The sequence below is a fragment of the Luteococcus sp. Sow4_B9 genome (assembly GCF_052116585.1).
In the GTDB taxonomy this organism is placed as follows: Bacteria; Actinomycetota; Actinomycetes; order Propionibacteriales; family Propionibacteriaceae; genus Luteococcus.
The window spans coordinates 38,440-53,597 of record NZ_JBQKKT010000009.1 but is presented as its reverse complement, the minus strand read 5'-3'; the positions used below and the strand labels follow the sequence as shown (position 1 = coordinate 53,597).

18 protein-coding genes are annotated in these 15,158 nt (G+C 66.2%); 10 read left to right on the top strand and 8 right to left on the bottom strand.

Annotation, left to right across the window (positions count from 1 at the left end; all coding sequences use genetic code 11):
• The first annotated feature begins 46 nt into the window (after positions 1-46).
• Positions 47-424, top strand: coding sequence for a hypothetical protein (locus ACTQ49_RS07620; RefSeq protein ID WP_441827247.1), 378 nt, complete (start codon positions 47-49; stop codon positions 422-424).
• 117 nt (positions 425-541) lie between these two features.
• Here the strand turns inward: ACTQ49_RS07620 and ACTQ49_RS07615 are convergent, their stop codons facing one another.
• A complete protein-coding gene (locus ACTQ49_RS07615) occupies positions 542-1,393 on the bottom strand; it encodes an alpha/beta fold hydrolase (RefSeq protein WP_441827246.1) in 852 nt (283 codons plus the stop codon).
• Positions 1,394-1,613: 220 nt separating this feature from the next.
• On the opposite strand from ACTQ49_RS07615, the gene ACTQ49_RS07610 reads away from it, so the two are divergent.
• Positions 1,614-1,934: an Imm51 family immunity protein gene (locus tag ACTQ49_RS07610; protein WP_441827245.1), complete on the top strand. Its 321-nt coding sequence runs from the start codon at positions 1,614-1,616 to the stop codon at positions 1,932-1,934.
• Positions 1,935-2,018: 84 nt separating this feature from the next.
• Here the strand turns inward: ACTQ49_RS07610 and ACTQ49_RS07605 are convergent, their stop codons facing one another.
• Both ACTQ49_RS07605 and ACTQ49_RS07600 read right to left on the bottom strand, forming a co-directional pair.
• On the bottom strand, positions 2,019-2,330 hold the full coding sequence (locus tag ACTQ49_RS07605; protein ID WP_441827244.1) for a type II toxin-antitoxin system PemK/MazF family toxin: 312 nt from the start codon (positions 2,328-2,330) through the stop codon (positions 2,019-2,021).
• 11 nt (positions 2,331-2,341) lie between these two features.
• Positions 2,342-2,548 (bottom strand): antitoxin MazE-like protein, encoded by a 207-nt coding sequence (locus ACTQ49_RS07600; protein ID WP_420175212.1) that lies wholly within the window; start codon positions 2,546-2,548, stop codon positions 2,342-2,344.
• A 307-nt stretch (positions 2,549-2,855) separates the two neighbouring features.
• Between ACTQ49_RS07600 and ACTQ49_RS07595 the strand changes: the two genes are divergently transcribed.
• The 3 genes from ACTQ49_RS07595 to ACTQ49_RS07585 all read left to right on the top strand — a co-directional run bounded on the left by ACTQ49_RS07595 (position 2,856) and on the right by ACTQ49_RS07585 (position 4,594).
• Positions 2,856-3,968 (top strand): alkene reductase, encoded by a 1,113-nt coding sequence (locus tag ACTQ49_RS07595; RefSeq protein ID WP_441827243.1) that lies wholly within the window; start codon positions 2,856-2,858, stop codon positions 3,966-3,968.
• A 73-nt stretch (positions 3,969-4,041) separates the two neighbouring features.
• Positions 4,042-4,275, top strand: a complete 234-nt coding sequence (locus ACTQ49_RS07590; protein WP_441827242.1) for a YlcI/YnfO family protein — start codon at positions 4,042-4,044, stop codon at positions 4,273-4,275.
• A 1-nt stretch (position 4,276) separates the two neighbouring features.
• The gene (locus ACTQ49_RS07585; RefSeq protein ID WP_441827241.1) at positions 4,277-4,594 is read left to right on the top strand and encodes a type II toxin-antitoxin system PemK/MazF family toxin; all 318 of its coding nucleotides are present in this window, start codon (positions 4,277-4,279) and stop codon (positions 4,592-4,594) included.
• 80 nt (positions 4,595-4,674) lie between these two features.
• Here the strand turns inward: ACTQ49_RS07585 and hemW are convergent, their stop codons facing one another.
• Positions 4,675-5,850: a radical SAM family heme chaperone HemW gene (gene hemW / locus ACTQ49_RS07580; protein WP_441827311.1), complete on the bottom strand. Its 1,176-nt coding sequence runs from the start codon at positions 5,848-5,850 to the stop codon at positions 4,675-4,677.
• A 101-nt stretch (positions 5,851-5,951) separates the two neighbouring features.
• Here hemW and ACTQ49_RS07575 point away from each other — a divergent pair, with 101 nt between their 5' ends.
• The 3 genes from ACTQ49_RS07575 to ACTQ49_RS07565 are packed head-to-tail and all read left to right on the top strand — an operon-like array spanning position 5,952 to position 9,006.
• Positions 5,952-7,241, top strand: coding sequence for an ABC transporter substrate-binding protein (locus ACTQ49_RS07575; RefSeq protein ID WP_441827240.1), 1,290 nt, complete (start codon positions 5,952-5,954; stop codon positions 7,239-7,241).
• On the top strand, positions 7,241-8,173 hold the full coding sequence (locus tag ACTQ49_RS07570; protein WP_441827239.1) for a carbohydrate ABC transporter permease: 933 nt from the start codon (positions 7,241-7,243) through the stop codon (positions 8,171-8,173). Before ACTQ49_RS07575 ends, ACTQ49_RS07570 begins: the two co-directional genes overlap by 1 nt.
• The gene (locus ACTQ49_RS07565; RefSeq protein WP_441827238.1) at positions 8,170-9,006 is read left to right on the top strand and encodes a carbohydrate ABC transporter permease; all 837 of its coding nucleotides are present in this window, start codon (positions 8,170-8,172) and stop codon (positions 9,004-9,006) included. The genes ACTQ49_RS07570 and ACTQ49_RS07565 overlap by 4 nt, the downstream gene beginning before the upstream one ends.
• A 3-nt stretch (positions 9,007-9,009) precedes the next feature.
• On the opposite strand, the gene ACTQ49_RS07560 is transcribed toward ACTQ49_RS07565, so the two are convergent.
• The 4 genes from ACTQ49_RS07560 to ACTQ49_RS07545 form a co-directional block, all read right to left on the bottom strand.
• A complete protein-coding gene (locus tag ACTQ49_RS07560; protein WP_441827237.1) occupies positions 9,010-10,362 on the bottom strand; it encodes a GntP family permease in 1,353 nt (450 codons plus the stop codon).
• Positions 10,363-10,473: 111 nt separating this feature from the next.
• Positions 10,474-10,935 carry a DUF1801 domain-containing protein gene (locus ACTQ49_RS07555; RefSeq protein WP_441827236.1) on the bottom strand — a complete coding sequence of 154 codons (462 nt, stop codon included), beginning with the start codon at positions 10,933-10,935 and terminating at the stop codon, positions 10,474-10,476.
• Positions 10,936-10,972: 37 nt separating this feature from the next.
• Positions 10,973-11,518 (bottom strand): hypothetical protein, encoded by a 546-nt coding sequence (locus ACTQ49_RS07550; protein ID WP_441827235.1) that lies wholly within the window; start codon positions 11,516-11,518, stop codon positions 10,973-10,975.
• 106 nt (positions 11,519-11,624) lie between these two features.
• Positions 11,625-12,728: a C1 family peptidase gene (locus ACTQ49_RS07545; protein WP_441827234.1), complete on the bottom strand. Its 1,104-nt coding sequence runs from the start codon at positions 12,726-12,728 to the stop codon at positions 11,625-11,627.
• Positions 12,729-13,009: 281 nt separating this feature from the next.
• Here ACTQ49_RS07545 and ACTQ49_RS07540 point away from each other — a divergent pair, with 281 nt between their 5' ends.
• Together ACTQ49_RS07540 and ACTQ49_RS07535 are read left to right on the top strand one after the other, a co-directional pair.
• Entirely contained in the window at positions 13,010-13,513 is a 504-nt protein-coding gene (locus tag ACTQ49_RS07540) for a rhomboid family intramembrane serine protease (RefSeq protein ID WP_441827310.1), read from the top strand.
• A 134-nt stretch (positions 13,514-13,647) separates the two neighbouring features.
• Entirely contained in the window at positions 13,648-15,138 is a 1,491-nt protein-coding gene (locus tag ACTQ49_RS07535) for an alanine/glycine:cation symporter family protein (protein WP_441827233.1), read from the top strand.
• The last annotated feature ends 20 nt before the right edge of the window (positions 15,139-15,158 follow it).

Sequence of the window (15,158 nt, the reverse complement as noted above, 5' to 3'; positions counted from 1 at the left end):
CTGCGCGTCGGACCCTGCAGCGACTCGGCACCGCTACATTCGCGCCATGAAAGCAGAGCACCTGCGTCTGGGGTGGTGCCTGGTGGCGCCCACGCCGGCCGACGATCTGACCCCGAGCGCGACCCAGGGACTGTGGAGCGTCGCGGCAGACCTCAACGGCGTGCAGCCCGGCCCCCAGGAGTGGGACCAGTGGTACCTCGACCTGAACGCCGCACTGCAGTCCCGCGCCGCCTCACCTGTTCCCGGGACCGTCGTCGTGGAGCTGGCGGTGGACGCGCGGGATGCTGCGCGGCTCCTTCACGAGGCGCCACACGCCAATGGGTGGAGGCTCGCCGGAGCGTCCAGTCCGCGGTGGGCCGATGCCTTCGAGCGCAAGGAGTCGGCATCGAGGACATTGAAGGCGCGGCACTGGACCTCACCCTGATGGCCGAGGGGGCAACCCAGGCCGTCTTCGTCGGGTGGTGCACGCCCGAGGATGCCTTGGACCGAATCAGGCACGCCCTCGCACGGCTCGGCGTCACCATGTCCTGACGCCCGACCGTCAGCCAGACTCCCCGGCGCGTAGGCCGCAGGCCCGCAGGATCTCGTCCGCCACGAGCTGCGGTTGCGTGAACAACACGTAGTGGCCGGAATCAGGCGCCTCGACCAGACGCCACCCGGGGTTTGCCGCGACGGATCGCTGGTGGGCTCCAAGGAGGTCGCGACGCGCTGAGCCGACAGCTGGTTTGGTGCCCGAGATGAGCACGGTGGGGACGGTCGCAGACCGGGTGCCCTCGCGGAGCTGCAGCAGCCCCGCGCGGATCCGACGACCCTCTTTCGCGCAGGCACGTAATGCGGATGTGCTGGCGGAGGCACTGATCAGGGCCTCAAGTTCGTCTGCGACCAGGACGGGCCCCAACCCCTTCCGCAACCCGGCCTTGAGGAGCTTGGCCCGAACACGTGATGGGAACATCACGGCATGGACCCACTCCAAGGCCCGGGTACGGCGGGTGAAGTAGGCCTCGGTCCGCTCGTCTGACGGGTCCACGAGCACCAGCGAGGACACGACTCCAGCGGGCATGAGTTCCACCGCTCGACGCACGATTGGCCCGCCCCAGCTGTGGCCGACGAGGACCACGTCTCGCACCCCTTGGGCCTCGATCACGCACGCCAGGTCGGCAGCCAGGGCGTCGAGCGTTCGGGCTCCAACGCCCGGCGTGCTCCTTCCGTAGCCGGCGCGGTCGTAGGCCACGGCCCTGACTCGATCGTCCAGCAGGTTTGCCACCGGCGCCCAGCACAGTCCGCTGAGCCCCAGTGCTGACTCGAAGACGACCACCCGCTCGCCGCTGCCCCAGGTGTGGATGGCAAGGCTCCTGCCGTCGGGCGTCTGCACGGTCTGGTGGTCTGGCTCCATTCCCGTGAGCCTAGGGGATTCGAGGTCACGGGGTGGATGCGGGAAATGCCCATTCCTCGGCCAATTCGATCTTTGCGCGTGCGCACTGGAAAAGGCCTTGCATGTCAAAAGGAGCCCTGAAGGCATCCGGCGATAGCGGATTGGTGGATCTTGACCAGCCCACAGCGCAGCGGAACCGAATGTCCCACGCACAGGTGGCCCCGCCCTCTAGCCTTGAGCAATGAACTACACGCGTTTGCAGCAGATTGACGGGGATCACTACCTGAGCTTCGACTGCGGCACGCTTCCTGGGGACGCGGCGGCGATCTCCAGAGGCTTTGAGGCAAACGGACACTTCTGGGAAAGCGTCGCAACCTTTCTGGCTCCAGAACTGTGCGAGCGTCTCGAGCTGGACTCCGAGGGCAGCATGTTCTGCGCCTACGGGTCACAGGCTGACCTGATCGAGTTGCAGGCGCTGCTCGATCCTGCCCTCTCCGACGAGCGAGCCTTGACCAAGCTGATTGATGACGCTGAGGCCCGAGGAGAAGAACTCGAGGACTGATCGTCCGCATTCCGTGCGCGAAGGGAACCACGTGCCTCATGTGCGCCTTGCCAAGAGGCCGCGGGAACACAGCGCTGGGAAAGGTCAGCTCGCGAGCCCGAGAAAAGTGGCCACGAGCCGTTCCAGGTCCAGCATCTGCTGGCTACCAAGACGTCCCACACGGTTCTGGACGTTGCTGCGCCGCACAGTCGTCAGCTTGTCCACCATGACGGCACTGTCCTGGCGCAGACCGGAAAGTTCGTTGGCCGCGACCCGGTAACGAAGCAGCGGCGCATCGGTCAGCATCGATGACAGCGGCAGGACGGTGACCGAATCCGTGTCCTCGAACACGTCGTCCTGAAGGATCAGTGCGGGGCGAGGTTTGCTCGCGTAAACACCACCGGCGACCATCCACAACTCGCCACGCCTCACTCGTCACCCCAATCCACGCTCACCGCTTCCACGAAGTCCTGGTCGTCGAGCTCCCGGTCCTGGATGGCCACCTGCGACGCCTGCCGGCGTGCCTCCTCCGCGAAGGCACTGCTGCGCACGTCAGGGAGCCAGATCTGGACCGGACGATAGCCACGCTCCCGCATTCGGCGGCGGTGCTCACTGACACGCTGCTGGACTGACATGATCCAAGTGTTACATGTAACAAAGAAGGATGGAAGGCCTATGCTCCACCAGAGCCCCTGGTCGACTGCACGGCATGTCCCCATGCGCGTCGACCGTTCGTCCGGTTACACCCAGCCTGTGATCGGTCCAGGTTTCGCGGACTCCGCACGTCCAAAGCTCGCTGGGCAGGCGCTGCACCGCGTGCCCAGTCATCCTTCGACGTGCACAGTGGGCGCGGAAACCGGCCTGATTTCGGTGGGGCGGGAATGGCCGGACCACGTCGGCTGTTGTGCTCCCAGACGACACCACCGATGGAAAGACGAACCAGTGACTGACCTCTTTGCCCCCGCGACCGCGGGCGCCCTGCAGTTGAAGAACCGCGTCACGATGGCGGCGCTGACCCGATCGCGCGCCGGTGTCGACGGCGTTCCCACCGACCTGCACGTCGAGTACTACGCGCAGCGCGCCACGGCCGGCCTGGTGGTGACCGAGGGCACCCGCACCAGCGCCGTCGGGCAGGCCTTCATCGGACAGGCGGGCATCCACACCGACGAGCAGGTCGCTGGCTGGCGACGGGTCGCCGACGCAGTCCACGCCGCCGGCGGCACCATCGTCATGCAGATCATGCACGGTGGCCGCCTCACCCTGCCCATCATCAACAACGGCGACCCGGCTGAGGCCCCCAGCGCCATCGCCCCGGTGATGCGCGACCCCCAGGGCGGTGAGGTGCCCATCACCCTGCACGGCCCCGACGGCAGGCAGGACGTCCCCACGCCCCGCGCACTGGAAACCAGCGAACTGCCCCGCATCGTCGACGAGTTCGTCACCGCCGCCCGCAATGCCATCGCGGCCGGCCTGGACGGCGTCGAGCTCCACAACGCCAACGGCTACCTGCTGCACGAATTCCTCTCTTCCTCGAGCAACCAGCGCACCGACCAGTACGGCGGCTCGCCCGAGAACCGCGCCCGGCTGTCCATCGAGGTGGTTCGTGCCGTCGCCGCCGAGATCGGCGCTGACCGGGTCGGCCTGCGCATCTCGCCGGAGCACAACATCCAGGGTGTCGTGGAGGACGACCGCGCCGATGTTCTGGCGACCTATGGGGCGCTGCTGGACGGCATCGCCGACCTGGACATCGCCTACCTGTCGATTCTGCACGCCGACCTCGACGGCGACCTGGTGGCGGCCCTGCGCTCCCGCTTCGGCGGATTCACCCTGCTGAACAGCGGTTTCGGCTCGGTCACCACCCAGGAGGAGGCCACCCACATCGTCGAGGACGACCTGGCCGACGCCGCCGTGGTCGGGCGCCTGCTGATCGCCAACCCTGATCTGGTCCGTCGCTGGCAGGAAGGGCTGGAGCTCAACACGCCGGACTTCCTGACCTTCTACACCCCCGGCGCGAAGGGTTACACCGACTACCCGTTCGCAGGCCAGGAGGCGTAGTCACCCAACCACGGTCAGGACAGGAACAGGTGAAGCCATCCCAGATTGGGATTCACTTCGGTATGATGGCGCCATGACAACACAGATTGCGGTCCGGCTCCCCGATGAACTCGTCGCCTTCTTGGACCAGAGCGTGGCCGAGGGCCTCGTCACCAGCAGGGCGGCCCTGGTGAGTCGCGCAGTCGAGCGCGAGATGCGGCGCCAGAGCGCCATCGCTGATGCCGCGATCCTAGCCACTCAGGGAGCCGAGGACGACCTTGACGAACTGGTCATCTGGGCCGCCGCCAACACGTCCTTCGAGGACTGACGTGCGCGAGATCTGCCTGGCCAGGCTGGACAAGACCCGACCTGTGCTCGTCCTGACCCGAGAAGCAGCACGGACAGCAATGACCAAGGTGACAGTCGCACCCATCACCTCCACGATCAAGGGCCTGTCCAGCGAAGTGCCACTTGATGCCAGTAATGGGGTCGACCATGCCTGCGCAGTCTCCCTCGACAACGTCATGACGATCCCGACATCTGCGCTGGGCCGCCCCGTAGGCTTCCTTCGCCCGGATCAGGAGCGCGCACTGGCGGTGGCCATGGTCCTCGCCTACGACCTGGAGCTCTCCGTCCTCGAGGACTGACACGCACGGGGAGCATGGTTGCCCAGATCCCGCCGACTGGCCGAGCCTGGCCTAGCAGCACCGCCAGCGCTGCCGGACGCTCAGTCCAGCAGGTCGCGCACCACCGCGTCGGCCAGCAGGCGGCCCTGCAGGGTCAGCACCAGGTGGTCGCCGCGAAGCTCCCCCAGTCCGCGCGCGAGCACCCCGTCAACCCGTACACGTTCGGAGTCGGTGAGCACCGCGAGCGGCAGGCCGTCGGCCAGGCGGAGCTCCAGCAGGACCCGCTCGATGCGACGGTCGTCGGCGGCCACCAGCTCGCGTCCGGCACCGGGGGTACGGCCCTCGGCCAGCGCCGCGGCATAGCTTCGGGGGTGCTTCACATTCCACCAACGCACTCCCCCGGCATGGCTGTGCGCACCCGGCCCGATGCCCCACCAGGTGTGGCCGAGCCAGTAGGCCATGTTGTGCCGGGCTCGATGCTCGGGGCCGCGCGACCAGTTGCTCACCTCGTAGGCCTCGAAACCGGCCTCAACCAGCAATTGCTCGGTCAGCAGGTACTTGTCGGCCAGGTCATCGTCGTCGGTCATGGGCAGCTGCCCCCGACGGATCTGGTTCGCCAGCCTGGTGCCGTCCTCGACGATCAGGGCATAGGCGCTGATGTGCTCGGGCTCGGCCTCCAACGCCGACTGCACGCTGTTGCGCCAGTCGTCCAGGCTCTCCCCGGGGGTTCCGTAGATCAGGTCCAGGCTCACGTCGCCGAAGCCCACGTCGTGGGCCAGCCGGGCCGCCGCCACGGCCCGGCCGGGGGTGTGGCGACGTTCCAGGATGCGCAGCACCCCGGGATTCGACGACTGCATCCCGAGGCTGATGCGGGTGAAGCCCCCCGCCAGCAGCTCCTCCAGCAGTTGCGGGGTGATCGTCTCGGGATTGGCCTCGGTGGTCACCTCGGCGTCGTCCTGCAGGCCGAAAGCGTCGCGGACGTGGGCAAGCAGGCCCGACAGCTCTGCCCCCGACAGCAGCGTCGGGGTGCCGCCACCGAAGAAGACCGTCGAGGCAGCCGGCGCGTCGGCAAGGACGCGGCCGGCCATCTCGATCTCGGCATGGGCCGCCGTCAGGTAGTCGGCGGTGCCGGTGCCCTGCAGCTCGCTGGAGGTGTAGGTGTTGAAATCGCAGTAGCCACATCGCGTGGAGCAGAAGGGCACGTGCAGGTAGATGCCCAGGGGCGTCCCAGCCGCCTCCACGAGGGCGGCGGCAGGCAGTTCACCGTTCTGGGGCACGGCTTCGCCGTCGGGCAGGGTGGAGGGCACCGAGACAGCCTAGCTGCGCCCACAGCGCAAGAAGTCGAATCTTCAAGTCAATGACCGCCTAGAATTCACCCATGAACCTCTCACGTCGCAATCTGCTCACCCTGACTGGTGCCGCCGTCGCCACCAGTGCGCTTGCCGCCTGCGGCAGCAACAAGGGTGGTCTGGAGTCGGGCTCGACCGCCTCCCCCGCCACCAGCGCTGGTGGCGCCGGTGCCACCCTCACGCAGTGGTACCACGAGTACGGCGAAGCGGGTACCCAGGAGGCCGTCAAGAAGTACGCTGCCGCCTACGACCAGGCCACGGTCCAGGTGAAGTGGAATGTGGGCGACTACGCCAAGCTGCTCAGCGCCGCGCTGCTGACCAATGACGTCCCGGACCTCTTCGAGTCGGAGATGGGCCCCAGCATCGACATGATCAAGGCCGGTCAGGTGGCCGACCTGACCGACGTCGTCGGTGCCGATGCGAAGAAGTTCGACCAGGAACTCATCGAGCGGATGAGCTACGAGGGCAAGATCTACGGCATCCCCCAGGTGGCCGACATGCACCTGCTGTACTACCGCAAGAGCTTGTTGGAGAAGGCCGGCGTGCAGCCGCCGAAGACTTTCGACGAACTGGTGGCCGCCGCCAAGGCCGTCAAGACCAAGGACATGGGAGGCCTGTTCGTCGGCAACGACGGAATTGGCCCGATCGGTGCCGCACTGCTCTACGCCTCCGGCAATGACTGGTTCGACGCCAGTCGCACCAAGGCCGGCTTCCTGGACCAGAGTTTCTACGACGCGCTGACGGGTTTCCGCGACCTGTTCAACTCCGGTGCACTGCTGCAGAGCGCCAGCAAGGACTGGTTCGACGGCTCGCCTTTCGCCAACGAGGAGACGGCGATGCAGTGGGGTGGTCTGTGGTCCATGACCGACATCCAGAAGGCGCTGGGCGACGACTTCGGTGTGCTCCCCTTCCCCGCCATCGGCAGCAAGGGCAAGCAGGCCACGATGTTCGGCGCCTTCGGCACCTGCGTCGCGGCGAAGGGCAAGAATGTGGAGGCCGCCAAGCAGTACGCCAAGTGGCTCTGGGTGGACCAGACCGACTACCAGGTGGACTTCGCCAACAACTACGGCACCCACGTGCCCGCCCAGCCCGCCCTTGCCCCCGAGTGCACCAAGCTGGCCGAGGGCGCTGGTGCTGACGCCGCCAAGATCTTCACCGAGTTCGGCAAGCCCGCCTCCGACATCCTGTGGTCAGGTGCCATGGCGGACAGCTTTGGCGCCGCGGTCAGCAATGTCGTCAAGAAGAATGCCGATCCGGCCAAGGAGATGGCCGCCGTCGGTTCCAAGGTGGTTGCCGAGCTGAAGCGCATCAACGGCTGATGCTCGACACCGTGCGACGAAGGCTGGGCGGCCGCCAGGGGAGCAACTGGTGGTTCTTGGCCTTCGTCGCCCCATTCATGGTGGGCCTGGCGCTGTTCGTCTACATCCCCATCATCTGGAGCGCCTATCTGTCCTTCTTCGATGCGCGCAACACGGTGACGCCGACGCGGTTCGTGGGCTTGGCCAACTATCGCTATCTGCTGGGGGACGAACTGTTCCGCGACTCAATCCTCACCTTCATCGGCTTCAGCGCCTTCATCGTCCCGGCCACCTTCACCGCCTCGCTGGGGCTGGCCCTGTTGCTGGACGGCATCAAGACCGGACAGGCCTTCTTCCGCTCGGTCTTCTTCATCCCCACCGCGGTGAGCTACGTGATCGCGGCGATGGTCTGGCGGCTGGCCTTCTTCAGCGGCACCCGCTTTGGCCTGGTCAACTCCATGCTGCGCCAACTCGGCGGGGAGAACGTCAACTGGTTGGGTGGCACCAATTCCTGGTACTGGCTGGTGCTGGTGAGCCTGCGACTGTGGCTGCAGGCCGGCTTCTACATGATCCTGTTCATCGCCGGGCTCAACAAGATCCCCCGCGAGACCTATGAGGCCGCCGCCCTGGACGGCGCGACCGGCTGGCGACGGCTGCGTTTCATCACCCTCCCGCAGCTGCGCGCCACCTCGGTGGCGGTGGCGATGTTGCTGCTGATCGGTGCCTTCCAGGCCTTCGACGAGTTCTTCAACGTGCTGGGCACCATGGGAAGCTACCCGCCCTACGGCCGTCCGCCCTTGGTCCACCTCTACCTGATCAGCCTGGGCGGCGGACAGCAGGACCTGGGTCTGGGCGGCGCCGGAACCATGATCATCACCGCGCTGATCGTCTTCTTCGGTCTGCTGCAGAACTGGCTGGTCACCCGCGGGGAGCGCAAGGAGGGACGCGCATGATGGCCGGACGTCGCCGCAGCAGCCTGCTGACCGGGCTGCGCTACCTGGTGCTGGTGCTGCTCAGCGTGGTCTTCCTGCTGCCCTTCTACGTGATCGTGCGCAATGCCTTCGCCTCGCAGAAACTGATCACCGCCCCCCGCTGGCAGTGGCTGCCCGACCAGGTGAACTTGGACAACTTCACCGCCCTGTTCGCCGACGACAACGTGGGCATGGCGCCGGCTCTGTGGCACTCGGCGGTGATGGCCATGGCACAGACCAGCCTGACGGTGCTGATCGCGCTGCTGGCCGGCTATGCGCTGGCCCGCTACGACAACCGACTGTCGCGCATCCTGCTGGGCTTCACCCTGTTCACCCTGATGGTGCCCGCCTCGGTCACCTTCATCCCGATGTTCGTGATGACCGCCCAGCTGGGATGGATCGACTCCTTCCGCGGCCTGGTGGTTCCGGGCATGTTCAGTGCCTTCGCCGTCTACCTCTTCCGCCAGAACTTCCTGGGCTTCCCCAAGGACCTGGAGGAGGCGGCCATGATCGACGGCGCGAACCCGTGGAGCACCTTCTGGCGAGTGGTGGCCCCCAATTCCTTGGGCATCGTCGGCGCGGTGGGAACGATCACCTTCATCGGCAGCTGGAATGCCTTCCTGTGGCCGCTGCTCGTCGCCCGCGAGAACACCCGCACCGTGCAGGTCACGCTGAGCCAGTTCATGACCAGCCAGGGCGTGAACTACCCCGTCCTGTTCACCGGCGCGCTGGTGGCGATCATCCCCGTGGTGGGCGTCTTCCTCTTCCTGCAGCGCTATCTGGTGGAGGGCGTCGAGACCTCTGGGATGAAGTAGCCGTCAGACCACCAGCCCCAGGCCGATCACCATCGGCAGGGAGATCAACGAGCCGATCGTTGTCACGGTGGTCATGGTCTTCAGGCTGCCCTGGGTGCTCAGCCCCAGCAGGCTCTTGAACATCCAGAAGAAGTTGCTGTTGACATGCAGCGCGAACAGGGATCCCGACGCGATACCCAGACCCACCACCACCGGGTTCACGTCCATCTGTCCCAGCAGGGGCGCCACGATGCCGGCGGCCGTGATCGCGGCCACCGAGACCGAGCCGATCGCCAAGTGCAGGACCGCAGCGATGAACCAGGCCAGCAGGATGGAGACCACCACCGGGGCGCCCGCGTCGGCACTGAACATGCCACCCAGCACGGAGGCCAGGCCCGTGGCCTTGATGACTGCCCCCAGGGAACCGCCGATACCCGTGACCAGCAGGATCTCGCCAGAGGTCTGCAGTCCGTCGCTGAAGGCCGCGTTGGCCGCGTCGGCACCGACGGTGCGACGGGAGAGGAAGAAGGCCATCAGAAGACCGACGAAGAGGGCGATGTTGGCATTGCCGATGAAGTCGATGAACTGGTTGGTGAACTCGAACAGCTCGGCGAAGGCACCGAAGGCGATCATCACCAGGGGCACCAGGATCGGCAGCAGACTCACGGCCAGCGGCGGAGTCCTCACCGAGTCGTCCTCGCGGGCGGCCAGGGCATTCGCCTCCGCCTCGAGCAGGGCCTCGGACTCCTCCTCGTCCTTCTCCGGATTCCACCACCCGAAGCGCAGCAGCTGCTGGAAGAGCAGGACGGTCAGGAAGGCGGTGAGCGGCCCGACGACGATGCCGAAGAGCAGGTACTTGCCCAGCGAGATGTCCATCAATCCGGCGATCGAGATGGCCGAAAGTCCGGGCACCACGAAGACATAGCCGGAGAAGATGCCGATGCCGAGCGCTCCGGCCATCAGTGCGAGGCCGTTGCGTCCCATGTGCTTGGACGCCTGGCGTGCGACCGGAGCGGCCAGCACAACCTGCACGTCGACGTAGATCGAGGGCAGCACGGTGGCGAGCGCGAGGGCAAGGCCGTAGGGGATGCGCGTGGGCCCGAAGGCCTTGAGCAGCAACCTCACCATCTTGGTGAAGGCGCCCGTGGTGTGCAGCAGGGATCCGATCAGGACCCCGAAACCGATGAGCAGGCCCACGCTGCTCATGATGTTGCCGAATCCCTTGGTGATCGCCTCCACCGTGCCTGGGAAGCCAACACCGCCGGCGAGTCCCAGATAGATGGAACCCAGTACGAGGCTGATGACCGGATCGATCTTGAACTTGATGATGAGCAGGACGACCGCCGCAATGGCGATGACCGTGTGCATGACGAGCATGGGTGCCCCCTGGGGCCGGAGTGGGTCGGGACGCCCACCGTTGGACGTGCCGCGGCAGGAAGGCTCGTGCCAGACCCTGCCGGAACAGCCTACTGACCAACCGGCAGGTTGTCAGCGACGGGTTCGCGGGTCATTCGCCTCGTATCGGGTGATGAACTCCTCCATCGGGATCTTCGCCGCCAACTGCCCAACCAGCTCGAACGGAATCTTCGTCATCGCCGTGAACCGGATGCAGGACTTTCCCATGTTGGGCTTCCACCCGGTCTTGGCGTACTCGTCGACGAACCACTGCAGCACATCCGGATCGGCATACATCCCCATGTCGTAGACCGCCACGTGTCCGCCCTGGTTGCCCAGGCTGAAGCGAGCCACACCATCCTCGGGGCTGCAGTGGTATCCCTGCGGGTAGCGGCTGTGCGGCACCACCCACGTGGGCATGCCGCAGTACATGATGAGTTCGTAGCCCGGATCGATGTTGCGGCTGATCTCGTCGTAGAGACGCTGGACGGCGGGCAGACGCTTCTCCGGGATGGACGCCCAGAACTCATCGAGGGTGGTGGCCTTGGAGTGCATGGCAAGAAGCGTAGAGTGCTCCACCGACAATTTCCGCTCAGCAGGTGGGGATGGCGCCATCGTGTCCGTAGGCGTACAGGTACTCGCCGCTGATCCAGGTGCCCTCGGGCGCCGGATCCGTGATCGGCTCGATCAGGTACCACGCATCATGCGGATCACTCGCGGCTGTGCGGCAGTACGCGAACAGCACCCGGTGGTTGAGGATCCTGTACTGATCGCCCACGACGTCAGCGTCGTCGGACGGCTTGTCCCGAGCATCGGTCTTCTCCTCCCCCAGGTTCAGCACGACGAAGGCCCACGGACGCATCTGTTCGGCGGGCGGCTCGGTGCCACCCGGCACCGAGGCGAGCCGCTCGATCCACTGTTCATCGGACAGTTGCTCCGGGTTGCGGAGCTGGCAGTGCATGGGGTCTGTGCAGGCCACATCAGGACCCAGCGGAGGCACAGAGACGGGAGCCTGGGTGTTGGCGGTGACCTCCGGCACGGTGACGGTGGAGGCACTGTCGTTGGTCTCCCCCGAGCAAGCCGTCGCGGTCAGCGCCAGTGCAGCTGCAAGCGCCGCCCAGCCGGTTCGTCGAATCATGTCCACTTCTCCTGGTGTGTTCTGCTCGATGCATGGCCCGGGCGTCCGTCCTCCGGTCGGGTCCGGAAGGCACGAACGCCCGGGCGCTCAACCTTCGTTCACGACGTCAGCGAAAGAGGTTGTCGTAGCGATCCTTCCACTTGTCGTAGGCGTCGGGCGTCGGGGTGGGCGTCGGCGTCACGACCGGAGTGGGCGTGGGGGTCGGAGTCGGCGTCACGACGGGTGTCGGCGTCGGGGTGGGAGTCGGCGTCGGGGTGGGAGTCGGCGTCGGGGTGGGAGTCGGCGTCGGGGTGGGAGTCGGGGTGGGAGTCGGCGTCGGGGTGACCGCCGGCGCGGGCTTGGTGGACGAATCGGCCATGACATTGCCCATCGAATGGACCTCGATGACGTCACCGGAGTTCAGCAGGGCATCCCAGGAGATGGTGAAGGTTCCGCGATTGGCCCAGTTGGAGGACCACGAGTTCTGAAGGCTGACGCCCTTCTCGTTGTAGGCGTAGATCAGCATCTCGTGGCCACCTGCGATGTCACCAGCGGGACGGTAGGAGTAGTCCATGGCATTGGTGGCATTGATGTCCCAGAAGTTCTTGCGCACGTGCATGCCGATCACCACGGGCTTGCCCGCCGCGATCGAGGTCTGGATGGCACTCCTGGCGGCGTAGCCGTAGCTGGGCAGTCGGTTGTAGCCGCTCAAGCGGTAACGGTAGGCATTGGCGCGTTCGGCCTGGCTGGGCTGGGTGGTGAAGTCGAAGTCGCCGGGCGCGTAGTGTGCCTTGGTGTCGATGCCTTGCGCAGCCAGCATCGGCAGCACCCGGACCGCACTGGTGCCCTTGTCATTGCCCCGCGAGATCTGCGAGTAGGGGAACATCGGCGCCATGGGTGCGCCCTGGACACCCTGCTTGGTCATCAGCAGGCCGTAGGCGCTGTAGCCCAGCGCCCAGACGACGCAGGAGTTGACGCGCCCCTGGTCACCAGCGGGAAGCAACCAGCGGGAGTTGTCGGCCGCCGCGGGCGTGACGCCGAAGGTGGTGACGGAACGCGTGCCGACACTGGGAGAAGCCGGCAGCTCCGGCACGGTGCTGACGTCGAGGCCAAGTCCACGGGCTCCCTGGCTGACACCGTCGTTGTCCACGTCGGCGCGGGCCGCCAGTGGGTTGGCAGACAGGAGGGCCATCGAGACGGCCACCAGGCCGCTCACTACTACACGCTTCACGATTCTCCTCGGAACTCAGCAAGTGGGGTGTCCGGCAGCGTCCGGACACCATGAAGGTATCCACCCCCAGGCTCTCCTGGGCCCCTTCGAACCGTTCACTATTAACCGCTGACTTGGGGTTATGCCTGCCAATCGTCATGATCGGGTCAACTGTTCATCCCTTCCTTGCCTGCACGGGCCACACTGGGCGCATGAGCCTGTCACCCAGCCCCGCTCCCCCGAAGCCTGGACCGGACCGAACCCGGTCATCCCTGGCCCTGGCCGGCGTCCCGGTCGGCGTCATGTGGATACTCGAAGCCCTCGACACGGTCACCTTCCATGCCCTGGACCAGCTCGGCATTCGTTCCTGGGATCCCGGTCAGCTGTGGGGTCTACTGACCGCACCGTGGCTGCACTTCGGTTGGCAGCACCTGGCCAACAACTCGGTTCCCCTGCTCGTGCTCGGCTTCCTGGTGGCGCTGTCCGGAGCGAGGCGGTGGCTCGCGACCACCCTCGTCGTCGCAGCAACCTCGGGAATCGCGGCCTGGTTGTTCAGCCCTCCTGGGACCATGACCCTGGGGGCATCGGGAGTCGTCTTCGGCTGGCTGACCTATCTGCTCACCCGTGGGTGGTGGAGCAGGGACTGGAAGCAAGTCCTGGTGGGCCTTGTGGTCTTCGTGGTCTACGGGAGCATCCTGTGGGGTGTCCTGCCGAGCAATCCGGGCGTCTCCTGGCAGGGGCACCTGGGAGGAGCCATCGGCGGCGTGCTCGCAGCGAGGATGCTGCACGCCCACCCTCGACGCTGACAGCGCCCTGACAAGTGCAAGTGCGACCGAAGCCTTGCCGTGTGGTCAAATTGTCCCCTTGATCGCCACGGCCTGCGACGTGAACCCACCGTTGGGCTGAGTCGTCCGCCGCGGCCCTACCAGGCAGGACCCCCATGGACCGCATCAACTCCATCGTCGGATGGCTCAACGACTCACTCAGCTGGGTGCTGATCGTCCTCGTCATCCTGGCCGGCATCGGCTTCACCATCACCACCCGCGGCGTCCAGTTCCGCAAGTTCGCAACCATGCTCAGGGTCGCGCTCGGCTCCCGATCCGGAGCGGGCGACGGCATCAGCTCCTTCCAGGCCTTCTGCATCTCGCTGGCCTCCCGAGTCGGTACTGGCAACATTGCCGGTGTGGCCATCGCGCTGGCCCTCGGCGGTCCGGGCGCCATCTTCTGGATGTGGGTCATGGCATCGCTCGGCATGGCCACGGCTTTCGTGGAGGCCACCTTGGCCCAGCTCTACAAGGTGCCCCACACCGACCGCAGCTTCCGCGGTGGCCCGGCGTACTACATGCAGCGTGGCCTGCGCAGCCGCCCGCTGGGCGTGCTGTTCGCCGTGCTTCTCGTGTTCACCTTCGGCTTCGTCTTCCAGATGGTCCAGGCGAACACCATCGCCGCAGTCTTCGACAAGTCCTTCGGCATCCCGCCGCACATCACGGCAATCCTGGTTGCCGTGGGAGTCGGCATCGTCGTCCTCGGCGGTGTGAAGCAGGTGGCCAAGGTGACCGAGTGGATGGCTCCCCTGATGGCGCTCATCTACGTCCTGCTGGCGACCGTCATCATCGTCATGAACCTGGGCGAGGTTCCGCACGCCATCGCGTCCATCGTGAAGGGCGCCTTCGGTCTCGACCAGACCCTGGCCGGTGTCGGCGGCGGCCTGCTGGCCACCATCCTGAACGGCGTGAAGCGCGGCATGTACTCCAACGAGGCCGGTATGGGTTCGGCTCCCAACGCCGCTGCGGCTGCGACCACCAGCCACCCGGCGCACCAGGGACTCATCCAGTCGTTGGGCGTCTTCGTCGACACCATGATGGTCTGCACCGCGACGGCCGTGGTCATCCTGCTCTCCGACGCCTCCATCTACACCCCTGGAGTCACCACCAAGGCCATGGCTGGCGCCACCCTCACCCAGGACGCCATGAGCCATTCGCTGGGCAGCTGGGTTGGCCCGGTCTTCACCGTCCTGGTCTTCGTCTTCGCCTTCTCCACCCTGCTGGGCAATGAGACCTATGCCGAGATCAACATGGACTTCCTGCGCGGCGGGAAGGTCGGCGAGCTCGCCATCCGCCTGATGACGATCGGCTCCGCTGCCCTCGGCGCCATCCTGGCACTCGACCTGGTGTGGTCACTGGCCGACGTCGCCATGGCCCTGATGGCCATCACCAACCTTGTCTCGCTCATCTTCTTGGGCAAGTACGCGGTGGCTGCGCTCCGCGACCTCGACAGCCAGCCGGATCCCGTCGTGGCCCAGTTCAATCTGGACAACAACCAGTTCATGCCCGACGGCATCCCCGGCGAGGTCTGGCACACGCGTCCGGGGCACGAAGCCGGCAAGTGGTTCCCGCCCGAGGGTGCCGACGCCCTCACCGTCGCGGATTGACAGAAGACCCGCTGGGAGAA

Excerpts from the sequence above, each read along its gene's own strand:
- ACTQ49_RS07550 (WP_441827235.1), bottom strand. The coding sequence starts at position 11,518 with ATGATTCGACGAACCGGCTGGGCGGCGCTTGCAGCTGCACTGGCGCTG.
- ACTQ49_RS07615 (WP_441827246.1), bottom strand. The coding sequence starts at position 1,393 with ATGGAGCCAGACCACCAGACCGTGCAGACGCCCGACGGCAGGAGCCTT.
- ACTQ49_RS07540 (WP_441827310.1), top strand. The coding sequence starts at position 13,010 with ATGTGGATACTCGAAGCCCTCGACACGGTCACCTTCCATGCCCTGGAC.
- ACTQ49_RS07560 (WP_441827237.1), bottom strand. The coding sequence starts at position 10,362 with ATGCTCGTCATGCACACGGTCATCGCCATTGCGGCGGTCGTCCTGCTC.
- ACTQ49_RS07620 (WP_441827247.1), top strand. The coding sequence starts at position 47 with ATGAAAGCAGAGCACCTGCGTCTGGGGTGGTGCCTGGTGGCGCCCACG.
- ACTQ49_RS07575 (WP_441827240.1), top strand. The coding sequence starts at position 5,952 with ATGAACCTCTCACGTCGCAATCTGCTCACCCTGACTGGTGCCGCCGTC.
- ACTQ49_RS07610 (WP_441827245.1), top strand. The coding sequence starts at position 1,614 with ATGAACTACACGCGTTTGCAGCAGATTGACGGGGATCACTACCTGAGC.
- ACTQ49_RS07535 (WP_441827233.1), top strand. The coding sequence starts at position 13,648 with ATGGACCGCATCAACTCCATCGTCGGATGGCTCAACGACTCACTCAGC.
- ACTQ49_RS07570 (WP_441827239.1), top strand. The coding sequence starts at position 7,241 with ATGCTCGACACCGTGCGACGAAGGCTGGGCGGCCGCCAGGGGAGCAAC.
- ACTQ49_RS07555 (WP_441827236.1), bottom strand. The coding sequence starts at position 10,935 with ATGCACTCCAAGGCCACCACCCTCGATGAGTTCTGGGCGTCCATCCCG.
- ACTQ49_RS07600 (WP_420175212.1), bottom strand. The coding sequence starts at position 2,548 with ATGTCAGTCCAGCAGCGTGTCAGTGAGCACCGCCGCCGAATGCGGGAG.
- ACTQ49_RS07590 (WP_441827242.1), top strand. The coding sequence starts at position 4,042 with ATGACAACACAGATTGCGGTCCGGCTCCCCGATGAACTCGTCGCCTTC.
- ACTQ49_RS07565 (WP_441827238.1), top strand. The coding sequence starts at position 8,170 with ATGATGGCCGGACGTCGCCGCAGCAGCCTGCTGACCGGGCTGCGCTAC.